A 10,994-nucleotide genomic window follows, 5' to 3' on the forward strand; every position below is an offset into this window, starting at 1 on the left:
GGTCCCAGGTGTCACGATGGCCCGGAAACGCCCCACGGCTCTGGAGGTCCACATGACAATCACGACTACTCAGGCCAGCAGCAGCGAGCGCCTGCTCACCCCGGGCGAGGTGGCTGCTCTCTTCCGCGTCGACCCCAAGACCGTGACGCGTTGGGCGTCCGCCGGCCGGATCGGATCGATCCGTACCCCCGGTGGGCACCGCCGCTTCCGGGAGTCGGAGGTGCGGAGCATGCTGGCCGACCTCACCAGCGAAGCCACGTTACCGCCGTCGCGTCCCTGAGAGCCTGGTCGCAGCGCTGCTCGTGACGGAGCGGACAACGGGCCGACTCTTCACCACCCTCGCGCCCGGCCTCCGCTAACCTCGACGACGGAGGTGGTTGGAGTGTTGTTCCTCATCGCGTTCGTCGGCGCCGCGATCATCGCTCTGGTGCTGTGGAAGGCGATGAGCAGCGGCGGTCCGCAGGTTCCGCAGCCGCCTCGTCGGCCCACCACCGGATCCAGCAGGCCGCGGGTCAGTGGTCCGGACGACGACCCCGACTTCCTGCGTCAGCTCGACGAGAAAGTACGGCGACGGGACGATCCTCCCGGCGCCTGAGCCGGCCGCCCCCGGTCCCAACGGACCGGGGGGGCTCCGGCCCATCGCATCAGCAGGTCAGCAGGTCACACCCCGTCCACCCAGCAGAGCCTCGTTCAGCAGGGCCTGCCGGAGGATCGGTCGTGGCGGTTGTTCACCGCACCGCCGTCAGACCACCACGCCCTCGAAGGCGTCGGCCACCGCGGCAGCCAGTTCCAGCAGCGCAAGCTGCGTGGCGGGCTCCAGGCGATCCAGGTCGACCTCGGCGCCCTCCTCGAGGTGAGCGTCGAACGGAATCCGCACCACCGCCCGGCAGCGCGCCGCGAAGTGCTCGGCCACCCGGTCCAGATCCACCCCGCCCGACGACCGGTGCACGCAGTTGAGCACCGCCACCGAGTTGCGCACCAGGTCGCCGTGCCCGTGAGCGTCCAGCCAGTCCATCGTGGCCGACGCGCTGCGCGCCCCGTCGATCGATCCCGATGACACGATGATCAGCTGGTCGGCCACGCCGAGCACGCCGTACATGGCGGAGTGCATCAGGCCGGTGCCGCAGTCGGTGAGCACGATGTTGTAGAAGTGCTCGAGCAGGGTGACCGTGCGCCGGTAGTCCTCCTCGCTGAAGGCCTCCGACACGGCTGGGTCCTGCTCGCTCGCGAGCACCTCCAGCCGGGACGGCCCCTGCGAGGTGTAGGCGCGCACATCCGTGTAGCGGCGCACCCGCTGCGCGTCGCGCAGCAGGTGGCGCACCGTGGCGCTGGTCTCGAGCGGGATCTTCTGGCTGAGCGTGCCTCGGTCGGGGTTGGCGTCGACGGCCACCACGCGGTCGCCGCGGTGCGAGGCGAAGGTCGCGCCGAGCGTCGCCGTCACCGTGGTCTTGCCGACCCCGCCCTTCAGGCTGAGCATCGCGATCTTGTAGCAACCCAGCAGTGGTTTGTTCACGCGCGCGGTGAGCTCCCGGCGCCGGATGTCGGCTGGGCTCTCCCCCGGGTTGACCGCACCGCCGGTCAAGGTGAACACCAGCCGGCGCCAGCCGGACTGGGGTGGCCGTGGGGCGGGACGCAGCAGACGGGCCGAGGACAGGTCCGTCGCCTGCCGGTCCGAGCCGCTGCGGGCCTGCTGGGCCTCCTGCGCCGCCACGGCTCCCGGATCGGTCCACCGGGCGGTACCGCGCGGCGGGGTCGGGCCGCCCATCGGGTCGGGGCCGGCGGGGCGAACCGGCGGGGGTGGCATCGGCGCGACCGGGCGCCCCGGTGGAAGCGGCGGCTGCCGCGGGAACGGCGGCTGCGGCGGGACCCCGGCAGGGCCGGAACGCGCCGTCGGGTTCCCGCCCCCCTGGCCTGCGGTACCGGCCGGCCCCGGGGGCGCGACACCGCCGGAGCCTCCGGGAGGGGTGAGTGGCGGGAGCGGGGCGGGCTCGGGCTCCGGGGCGGACGACGACGGGGCGTCCGGCTGGGAAGGCCGGCTGGGCAGGGTGCCCCACCGTTCCCGGACGTAGCGACCCACTGAGCCGTCCGGGTAGTCCCGGTCGTCCCCGGGATCACGCTCCGTCATCGGGCTCCCCGTCGTGCGCACCGTAGATCACCTGCACGAATGCCGACGGTAGTCGTACGGCACGGCATGGTCGAGACGCGGACGGGTGCCGCGTGTCGCACGCCCGATCAGCCGAGTCCCGCGTAGGAGTGCAGACCGGAGACGACCATGTTGATGAAGAACAGGTTGAAGATCACCGCGGCGAAACCGGCGACGTTGACCCACGCGGCCGGCCCGCTGCGCCAGCCTGCCGTGGCGCGGGCGTGGAGGTAGGCGGCGTAGATGACCCACGCGACGAACGCGACGGTCTCCTTCGGGTCCCAGCCCCAGAACCGTCCCCACGCGGCCTCGGCCCAGATCGCGCCGGCCATGATGGCGAACGTGTAGAGCGGGAACGCGATGATGGTGATGCGGTAGGCGAGCCGATCGAGGGCATCGGCGCTCGGCAGCCGCTCCGCGAAGCCCGCCAGCTTCCCCGAACGGCGCAGCAGGTACAGGAGGCTCGCCACGCCGGGAACCATCAGGAGACCCGACGCGATGCTGACCGTCGTGACGTGCACCACGAGCCAGTACGACTGCAGTGCGGGCATCACCGGTGCGGCAGGCGCGTAGAGCACCGTGCCGCCGAGGAACAGCAGGATGACCACCGGCAGCAGCACGAACAGCCCCATCGACCGCGACGCGGGCGACCGCCGGAGCACCACGAGCCACGCGACCACGGCCGCCAGGCAGATGGCCGAGGTGAACTCGTACATGTTGCCCAGTGGCCAGCGCTGAGCGGCGAGACCGCGCAGCACGATCGACGCGGCCTGCAGCACCGCCCCGAGCACGACCAGCGACACGCCCATCCGGCCGTAGCGGTCGACCCGGTTGGGCACGGACCCATCGCGCGGGGGTGGTGGCGCATCGGTCTCGACGGCAGGGCCGCCGGCGCCGACGAGCACGGCCTTGGCGGACCGCTCGACGGCGTACTCGGCGCCGTGCAGGACCATCGCGAGCACGTAGACGCCGACGGCCGCCATGAAGAGGCGGTCGCTGTAGAGGGCGAACTCGGTGAGCATCAGACGTCCTTCGCTGCCGTGTTGGGGCCGTCGGCCCCGGAACCGTCGACTTCTGCGCCGGTGTGGGGAGCGTCCAGGAGGTCCGCCCGTAGCCGGTCGAACTCCTCGCCGTAACCCGCCCGGTCGGTGCGCGCCAGACCGCCGATCTCCACGACGGTACGGGTGCCGTCCCCGGTGGGGGTGAGCCTCGCCCAGAAGCGGCGCCTCCGGATGCTCAGCGACAACCCCAGCCCGACGAGCATGAGCACGGCGAACACGAGCACGGTGTCCTGCCCGGGGTCGTGGCTGATCTGCAGCGCGACCCACTGCCGCACGTCGTCGAACGTGACGATCGTCCCGTCGTCGAGAGTGATGGACTGACCGGGGACGAGGTTGGCGCGCGCGACCTGCTTCAGCTGACCCGAGTCGATCTTGCTCTGGTCGACCTCGAAGATCGACTGGCCGCGGCCGTCGTCGAGCCCGAGGTCGCCGCGGAGTACGTCGACCGCCACCTCCGGGTCACGCAAGGCCGGGAACACCGAGGTCACGACCTGGCCACCGGAGCTCGTGGGGGCCAGCAGCCCCGTGATCGCCAGCTGGCTGGTGCGGCGCTTCTGCTCGTCGGTGACGCCGGGCGGCTCGAACTTGGTGGCGCCCTGCGAGAGGTACGTCGTCGCGTCGACGGGCTGCCACTGGATCTCGCCGGTGCGCTTCTGCCCGTCCGGGAACGTCACGGTGAACCGCGGCGCGTAGCCGTGGTTGATCAGGTAGACGCGGCTGCCGTCGAGGCGCAGCGGGCTGTTGACCTCCAGCGGGTACGGGCGCCACTGGTCCACCCGGCCCGCGTTGAGGTCGTCCGTCGTCTGGTAGCCGATGGAGGCGTGGTAGCTCTCGGGCTGGCCGTCGGGCAGGTAGGTGGCCTCGAAGTCGTTCACCCGCACGCAGAACGGCTGGAGGTTCGTGCCGTCCACACGCAGCCCGGCCTGGAAGGAGTCGTAGCCGAGGATGCCGGTGTTGCAGAACTGCCCGCCGTCGGCCAGCACGATGACCTGGCCGCCGTAGCCGTACAGCTTCCCGGCACCGAACCCGACGAGCAGCCCGATGAGGCTGAGGTGGAACAGCAGGTTGCCGAACTCGCGCAGGTAGCCCTTCTCCGCGGAGATCGTGCGTCCGGAACCGGTGGTCGTCTCCAGCTTCCGCCAGCCGCGCAGCCGGTGGCGGATCCGCTCCGCCGCCTCCTCGGGGCCCAGGTCGAGGGTGGCGCTGCCGTGGTGCGGCAGCCTGGCCAGGTTGCGCGGGGTCGCCACCGGCGCGGCACGCATCGTCTTCGCGTGCTCGATCGTGCGCGGGAGCACGCATCCCACCAGCGACACCATCAGCAGCAGGTAGATCGCCGCGAACCACGGGGCCGCGAAGACGTCGAAGAAGCCGAGGTGGGAGAGCAGCGGAGCGATGCTCGGGTGGTCGGTGAAGTACTGGTCGACGAGTTGCTGGTTGAGCGAGCGCTGCGGCAGGAGCGCGCCCGGCATCGCGGCCAGGGCCAGCAGGAACAGCAGGATGAGTGCCGTCCGCATCGACGTGAGCGCGCGCCATGCGTTCCGCGGTATCGCGAGCCGCCCGCCTTTCGGGCGCGGGTCGCCCGACTCCGGTGGGCGGGTCGCCAGCTCCGTGGACGCCATCGTCAGAGCACCGGGGTGAAGCCGGCGACGGACGTCTGCAGTTCGGCCAGCAGCCCGGCCCAGAGCCCGCTGACGAGCAGGACCCCGACGGCCACCATGAGCGCCCCGCCCGCGACCTGGATCGCGCGGGTGTGCCTGCGCAGCCAGCCGAGCGCCCGGACGGCCCTGGCCGCACCCAGTGCGATCAGCACGAACGGCAGCCCGAGCCCGGCGCAGTAGGCCAGCGTGAGCACCACGCCGCGCAGCGAACCTCCACCCGTGCCCGCCGCCACCGCGACGACACCGGCGAGCGTCGGCCCGATGCACGGGACCCAGCCCAGGCCGAACACCGCGCCCAGCAGCGGCGCGCCCCACACCCCGGCGCGCGGCACCCAGTGCACGCGCCGCTCGTTCTGCAGCACGGGGATGAGCCCGACGAACGCCAGGCCCATCACGATCATGACGACGCCGCCCACCCGCTGCAGCAGCGCCTCGTTGTCCACCAGCGCGTCGGAGAGCCAGACGACGCCCACCAGGATGACGCCGAAGACGACCGTGAACCCGGCCACGAAGAGCGCCGCCGCCCCGGCGACGCGCCACCGGCCTGCCCGCTGCTGCCGGACCTCGGCGAGCGTGGCAGGCGGGGCGTCGGCGCCGACCAGCCCCGCGAGGTACGCGAGGTAACCGGGGACGAGCGGGACCACGCACGGGGACGCGAAGCTCACGGCACCTGCCAGCACGGCGACCGCGACTGCGAGCAGCAGCGGGCCGGAGACCGCGAGAGTGGTCGTGGGGTCCATCAACGACGAGAGTAAGCCCGGCCCGTCGCATCCCGCGCACCGGGTTCTACAACGTGTAGTGAAATGCCATGATTCAGACCGGTCGGCCCAACCGGAGCCCCGCGCAGGTCAGGCGGGCTCCGCCTGCAGACGCTGGATCACCGGCGCCAGCTCGCTCACCCGCACCGTCGTCAGGTACACGGCCGCCACCCGGTGCTGCCGGTCGAGCACCAGCGTGGACGGCACGGTGTTACGGGGGTAGCCGCGCAGCGCCGCCAGGGTGCGGCCGGGAGCGTCGAAGATCGAGTCGAAGGTGACACTCCGGTCGCGCACGAAGTCGGTGGCGGCTTCGCGATCGTCCCGCACGTCGATGCCGAGCACGGCCGCTCCGGTCTGTTCCTGCACGGACTGCAGCTGCGGCATCTCCGCGCGGCACGGGCCGCACCAGGAACCCCAGATGTTGAGGACCACGACCTTCCCGGCGTAGTCGTCCAGCCCGACCGTGGTGCCCTCGTGCAGCAGGCTGTCCCCGCTGATGCCGGGTGCCTTGCCGCGGCTCGCCGGCGGGTCGTAGAAGATCGTGGTCTGGCCGCCGGGCGCCACGAACTCGAAGTTCCCGGTCTGGGCCACCGCGTCCTTGGTGCCGGCACAGCCTGCGAGCAGCAGCAACAGCGCGACGCCGACCGCGATCCAGAGCCGTCTCATGCGCCGGTCTGCCCTGGCTCGCTGCCACCGGCCGGCTCGCTGTAGCGCAGCTGGGTCAGCTCGGTGCCGGTGAACACCAGCGACGTCAGCGACGCGAGCGAGCACTGGCGCCTGCGGGGGTCGTGCCACAGGCGCTGACCGGTGACGAACCGGCGCAGGGTCCAGATCGGGAGCTGGTGGGAGACGCACAGCGCCTCGTGCCCCTCCGCAGCCGCCCGTGCGCGGTGTACGGCGGCGAGCATCCGGTGCGCGATCTGCAGGTACGGCTCGCCCCATGACGGCGTGAACGGGTCGCGCAGCAGCGGCCAGTACCGCGGGACACGCAGGGCGCCGCCACCGACCGAGACCGTCTTGCCCTCGAACCGGTTGCCCGCCTCGATGAGCCCGTCCTCCGTGACGATCTGCAGACCGTGAGAGGCCGCGACCGGCCCTGCGGTCTCCTGCGCGCGCTGCAGCGGAGAGGCGTACAGGGCGGTGATGTCGGCGTCGGTCAGCGCCTTCGCCACGATCTCGGCCTGGTTGCGCCCGTGCTCGGAGAGGTGGAACCCGGGCAGCCTGCCGTAGAGGATCCCGCCCGGGTTGTGTACCTCGCCGTGGCGCAGCAGATGCACCACCGTCCGCACGTCGTTCACGCGCCTGCCCCCGCCGCCGACCGGGGCGCGGCCCCGCAGCCGAGATGCGTCACTGTCCCGCCTCCGCGGGAGCGGTGGCCGTGGCCGCCGCCCTGGCCGCAGCCGGCATGGCCGCCTCGATCGCCGACCAGGCCTCCTCGTCCAGTGCCGCGGAGACGAACCACGCCTCGAACGCGCTGGGCGGGGGGTACACGCCCCGTTCCAGCAGTGCGTGGAAGAACGCGGGGAACCGCCAGGTCGCCGCGGCCTGCGCCGCCGCGTAGTCGTGCACCTCGTCGTCGGTGAAGAACACCGAGAGCAGGTTCCCCGCGAACTGGACGTGATGGGGCACGCCCTCGGCACGGAGCGCGTCGCCGATCACGACGCCGAGCCGGGCGGCGTTCGCGTCCAGCGCCGCGTAGACCTCGGCGGTCGCGTTGCGCAGCGTGGCCAGCCCGGCGGCGACGGCGACAGGGTTCCCGGACAACGTCCCGGCCTGGTAGACCGGCCCGGCGGGGGCGAGGTGCGACATGAGTGCGGCGGAGCCACCGAACGCGGCCGCAGGCAGCCCACCCGACATGACCTTGCCGAACGTGTAGAGGTCGCCCGCCACCCCGTCGAGGCCGAACCAGCCGGCGGGAGACACCCGGAACCCGGTCATCACCTCGTCGATGACGAGCAGCGCGCCGTGCGCGTGGCACACTTCCTGGAGCCCGGCGTTGAAGCCCGGCCTCGGCGGGATGGCTCCCATGTTCCCGGCCGCCGCCTCGGTGATGACGCAGGCGATCTCGCTGCCGCGCTCGGCGAACACCGCACGGACGGCCTCGAGGTCGTTGTAGGGCAGCACCACGGTGTCGGCAGCCTGGGCGCCGGTGACGCCGGGGCTGGTCGGCAGGCCCAGCGTGGCGACCCCGGACCCCGCCTGGGCGAGCAACGCGTCGACGTGACCGTGGTAGCAGCCGGCGAACTTGACGATCACCCGCCGGCCCGTGATGCCGCGGGCGAGCCGGATCGCGCTCATCGTGGCCTCGGTGCCGGAGTTGACCAGCCGCACCTGCTCCACGGGCCCGACCCGGCCGATGATCTCCTCGGCCAGCTCGATCTCGCCCGGCGTCGGGGCACCGAAGGAGAGCCCGCCGCCCGCCGCCGTGCGCACGGCGTCGACGACAGCGGGGTGCGCGTGGCCGAGGATCATCGGGCCCCACGAGCTGATGAGGTCGACGTAGCGGTTGCCGTCGGCGTCGGTGAGCCACGGACCCGTGGCGGACACCATGAAGCGCGGTGTGCCGCCGACCGACGTGAACGCCCGGACCGGGCTGTTCACCCCGCCGGGAATCGCGGCGCTTGCGCGCTCGAACAGCTGACGGGACATGTCGGCGCCCGTACCGGTGACGGCCGAGGTTGGCGAGCTTCCCACGTCCGCCAGTCTTACACCGGCTCGCGATGAGCCGGTGGGCGGTGGGGGATCAGCGGCGGGAAGCGTAGAAGCGGCGGGCCTCCGGCATGAACAGGATGACCGCGCCTGCCACCGCGAGGAGCGTCACCGCCACCGTGAAGAGCAGGCTGGAGTTGTCGGCGCTGAGGCCGGTGAACACGGTGCTCAGCGCCAGCAGGGTGAACCCCGCGGTCATGATCGCCACGATGATCCGGGCCCAGTTGTGCCCGATGAAGGCCAGCACCGCGAAGCCGATGTAGAGCACAGCGATGACGAGGATGACCACACCGACGATGCGGATGATCTCTGCCGCCGAGACGCCTGCCTCCTCGAGCTGCCGCGTCTGGGCGGCGTCGAAGAGCTGCGCGCCGTTCTCCGCCGCCACCACGAGCACGAGACCGAGCGCGAAGAACGGCAGCGCGCTGAGGACCAGCATCAGCAACGACAGGATCATGACCCGCGGGCGCGGCTCCGGCGCGGCGTCGTCCTTGTCCTGACCTGCGGGATACGAGGACGTGCCGTACGGGTTGTAGGCGTAGGAGCCCGGGCCACCGTAGGGCTGGCCGCCGGGGTAGGGCTGCTGGGCACCGTAGGGCGCCTGCCCGTACTGGCCGCCCCCGTACTGCGGCTGCTGGCCGTACTGGGGCTGCCCGCCGTACTGGCCCGGCTGCTGGCCGTACTGACCCGGTTGGCCGTACTGGCCGGGCTGGCCGTACTGACCCGGCTGCTGGCCGTACTGACCAGGCTGGCCGTACGCACCCGGCTGCTCGCCGTACTGGCCGGGCTGCCCGTACTGGCCGGGGGGCGCCTCGTTCTGAGCGCCCTCCCCCGGCGGGGCGGACGGCGCCGGCTGCTGCGCGTCCTGGCCGTCACGAGGGGCGTCGTCGGGACGGCCCCCGCGCTGCGGGTCGGACGGTGTGCTCACGGCGCTACCGTAAGGCCGGGTCTGATCCGCTGTCCACGCACCTCAGCGCCGATGATGGATGTCCTCGGACATGCGGACCACGGCGTAGTAGAACTCGAGCGTGATGCGGAACAACGTCAGGTAGAACAGCGCGACGATCGCTCCGAGGATGAGCACGAGCAGCCCGTACCCGACGCTCTGGGTGAAGGCGGCGATGACGAAGCCGATGTAGGCCAGGCCGAGAAGCACCAGGCCGACGACGTAGATCACCTTCACCACGGCGGGTGTGGCGAAGCTGTTGAACCGGAAGTCGAACAACGCCGCGAAGAAGCCCTTGGCCTGCGCCTGAGGGCTTCCGCCCCCACCGGGTCCGTAGCCGCCGGAGGGGTCGCCGTACGGCGGCTGCCCGGGAGGAGGACCCCAGCCCTGGGCGGGCTGCTGACCGTAGCCACCCGGGTAGGGCGGCGGCTGCTGTCCCCCGGACCAGCTCTGGCCGCCGGGCGGCTGGGGCTGATCGCCGGGGTTCCCGGGGTCGTACGTCATCGCGAGCCCTCCACAGTTGATCACGCGGGCCGCGATCCTATCGCCGGGAACGGTCACGAGCCGGGGTTTCGGACATGCCCGAGCATTGCGAACCGGTCACGACTGCACGTTTCACTCAGTGGTGAGTCTGGCCGCCACCTCTGTGGCCCAGTAGGTGAGCACGATGTCCGCGCCCGCGCGCCGGATGGAGGTGAGCGTCTCGAGCACCGTGCGGTCGCGGTCCAGCCACCCGTTGGCCGCCGCCGCCTCCACCATCGCGTACTCGCCCGACACCTGGTAGGCCGCCACCGGCACATCGGCGCTCTCGGCCACGGCACGCAGCACGTCGAGGTAGGCCAGCGCGGGCTTGACCATCACCAGGTCAGCCCCCTCCTCCAGGTCGAGCGCGAGCTCGCGCAGCGCCTCCCGCACGTTGGCGCCGTCCTGCTGGTAGGTCTTGCGGTCGCCCCGCAACTGCGACTGGACGGCCTCCCGGAACGGGCCGTAGAACGCCGACGTGTACTTCACGGAGTACGCGAGGACGCCCGTGTCGACGTGGCCTGCGGCGTCGAGCGCCTCCCGGATCACCCCGACCTGGCCGTCCATCATCCCGCTGGGCCCGAGCAGGTGCGCCCCGGCCTCGGCCTGCGCCACGGCCATCTCCGCGTAGACGGCGAGCGTGGCGTCGTTGTCCACCCCGCCGTGCGCATCGAGCACACCGCAGTGGCCGTGGTCGGTGAACTCGTCGAGGCAGGTGTCGGCCATCAGCACGGTGGCATCCCCCACCTCGGCCCTGACGTCGCGCAGGGCGACGTTGAGCACGCCGTCCGGGTCGACACCCGCGGAGCCGGTGGCGTCCCGCCGCTCGGGCACGCCGAAGAGCATCAGCCCACCCACACCCGCGGCGACGGCCTCGGCTGCCGCCTTACGCAACGAGTCACGCGTGTGCTGGACGACGCCGGGCATCGACGCGATCGGCACCGGCTCGCTCGCGCCCTCCTTGACGAACATCGGCAGCACGAGGTGCCGGGGACGCAGGTCCGTCTCGGCGACGAGCCGGCGCAGGGCCGGGGTGGTCCGCAGGCGCCGCGGCCGATGGGTGGGGAAGGCCATGAGGCCACCCTACGACCGCCCCACATCCCCCACCCCCGGGAGGAGCGCCCCCGGATTGCAGCAAAGCCACTTTCACGCAACCTGGTTGCATGAAAGTGGCTTTGCTGCAACGTGCGGACGCGG

12 protein-coding genes are annotated in these 10,994 nt (G+C 72.0%); 2 read left to right on the forward strand and 10 right to left on the reverse strand.

Features of this window, described 5'->3' with window-relative positions:
• The first annotated feature begins 52 nt into the window (after window positions 1-52).
• Both AC5L35_RS17290 and AC5L35_RS17295 read left to right on the forward strand, forming a co-directional pair.
• The gene (locus AC5L35_RS17290) at window positions 53-280 is read left to right on the forward strand and encodes a BldC family transcriptional regulator (protein ID WP_495060654.1); all 228 of its coding nucleotides are present in this window, start codon (window positions 53-55) and stop codon (window positions 278-280) included.
• Window positions 281-382: 102 nt separating this feature from the next.
• Window positions 383-595 carry a hypothetical protein gene (locus AC5L35_RS17295; protein WP_495060655.1) on the forward strand — a complete coding sequence of 71 codons (213 nt, stop codon included), beginning with the start codon at window positions 383-385 and terminating at the stop codon, window positions 593-595.
• Window positions 596-742: 147 nt separating this feature from the next.
• Here the strand turns inward: AC5L35_RS17295 and AC5L35_RS17300 are convergent, their stop codons facing one another.
• The 10 genes from AC5L35_RS17300 to hemB all read right to left on the reverse strand — a co-directional run bounded on the left by AC5L35_RS17300 (window position 743) and on the right by hemB (window position 10,871).
• Window positions 743-2,125, reverse strand: a complete 1,383-nt coding sequence (locus AC5L35_RS17300; RefSeq protein ID WP_495060656.1) for a MinD/ParA family ATP-binding protein — start codon at window positions 2,123-2,125, stop codon at window positions 743-745.
• 107 nt (window positions 2,126-2,232) lie between these two features.
• Entirely contained in the window at window positions 2,233-3,165 is a 933-nt protein-coding gene (ccsB, locus tag AC5L35_RS17305) for a c-type cytochrome biogenesis protein CcsB (protein WP_495060657.1), read from the reverse strand.
• Window positions 3,165-4,823 (reverse strand): cytochrome c biogenesis protein ResB, encoded by a 1,659-nt coding sequence (gene resB, locus AC5L35_RS17310; RefSeq protein ID WP_495060658.1) that lies wholly within the window; start codon window positions 4,821-4,823, stop codon window positions 3,165-3,167. The genes ccsB and resB overlap by 1 nt, the downstream gene beginning before the upstream one ends.
• A 2-nt stretch (window positions 4,824-4,825) precedes the next feature.
• Complete coding sequence (locus tag AC5L35_RS17315) at window positions 4,826-5,602, reverse strand: cytochrome c biogenesis CcdA family protein (protein ID WP_495060659.1); 777 nt, start codon at window positions 5,600-5,602, stop codon at window positions 4,826-4,828.
• A 108-nt stretch (window positions 5,603-5,710) separates the two neighbouring features.
• Window positions 5,711-6,286: a TlpA family protein disulfide reductase gene (locus AC5L35_RS17320; protein ID WP_495060660.1), complete on the reverse strand. Its 576-nt coding sequence runs from the start codon at window positions 6,284-6,286 to the stop codon at window positions 5,711-5,713.
• Window positions 6,283-6,909 (reverse strand): histidine phosphatase family protein, encoded by a 627-nt coding sequence (locus AC5L35_RS17325; protein ID WP_495060724.1) that lies wholly within the window; start codon window positions 6,907-6,909, stop codon window positions 6,283-6,285. The genes AC5L35_RS17320 and AC5L35_RS17325 overlap by 4 nt, the downstream gene beginning before the upstream one ends.
• Window positions 6,910-6,967: 58 nt before the next feature.
• Window positions 6,968-8,269: a glutamate-1-semialdehyde 2,1-aminomutase gene (hemL, locus tag AC5L35_RS17330; RefSeq protein ID WP_495060725.1), complete on the reverse strand. Its 1,302-nt coding sequence runs from the start codon at window positions 8,267-8,269 to the stop codon at window positions 6,968-6,970.
• Window positions 8,270-8,363: 94 nt separating this feature from the next.
• Entirely contained in the window at window positions 8,364-9,257 is an 894-nt protein-coding gene (locus AC5L35_RS17335) for a hypothetical protein (RefSeq protein ID WP_495060661.1), read from the reverse strand.
• A gap of 42 nt (window positions 9,258-9,299) precedes the next feature.
• Window positions 9,300-9,779: a DUF4282 domain-containing protein gene (locus AC5L35_RS17340; protein ID WP_169400322.1), complete on the reverse strand. Its 480-nt coding sequence runs from the start codon at window positions 9,777-9,779 to the stop codon at window positions 9,300-9,302.
• A 111-nt stretch (window positions 9,780-9,890) separates the two neighbouring features.
• Window positions 9,891-10,871 carry a porphobilinogen synthase gene (gene hemB / locus AC5L35_RS17345; protein ID WP_495060662.1) on the reverse strand — a complete coding sequence of 327 codons (981 nt, stop codon included), beginning with the start codon at window positions 10,869-10,871 and terminating at the stop codon, window positions 9,891-9,893.
• Window positions 10,872-10,994: the final 123 nt, after the last annotated feature.

It is taken from the genome of Pseudonocardia sp. OZ21 (assembly GCF_059359135.1).

Excerpts from the sequence above, each read along its gene's own strand:
- AC5L35_RS17290 (WP_495060654.1), top strand. The coding sequence starts at position 53 with ATGACAATCACGACTACTCAGGCCAGCAGCAGCGAGCGCCTGCTCACC.
- AC5L35_RS17320 (WP_495060660.1), bottom strand. The coding sequence starts at position 6,286 with ATGAGACGGCTCTGGATCGCGGTCGGCGTCGCGCTGTTGCTGCTGCTC.
- hemL (WP_495060725.1), bottom strand. The coding sequence starts at position 8,269 with ATGTCCCGTCAGCTGTTCGAGCGCGCAAGCGCCGCGATTCCCGGCGGG.
- AC5L35_RS17340 (WP_169400322.1), bottom strand. The coding sequence starts at position 9,779 with ATGACGTACGACCCCGGGAACCCCGGCGATCAGCCCCAGCCGCCCGGC.
- resB (WP_495060658.1), bottom strand. The coding sequence starts at position 4,823 with ATGGCGTCCACGGAGCTGGCGACCCGCCCACCGGAGTCGGGCGACCCG.
- AC5L35_RS17315 (WP_495060659.1), bottom strand. The coding sequence starts at position 5,602 with ATGGACCCCACGACCACTCTCGCGGTCTCCGGCCCGCTGCTGCTCGCA.
- ccsB (WP_495060657.1), bottom strand. The coding sequence starts at position 3,165 with ATGCTCACCGAGTTCGCCCTCTACAGCGACCGCCTCTTCATGGCGGCC.
- hemB (WP_495060662.1), bottom strand. The coding sequence starts at position 10,871 with ATGGCCTTCCCCACCCATCGGCCGCGGCGCCTGCGGACCACCCCGGCC.
- AC5L35_RS17300 (WP_495060656.1), bottom strand. The coding sequence starts at position 2,125 with ATGACGGAGCGTGATCCCGGGGACGACCGGGACTACCCGGACGGCTCA.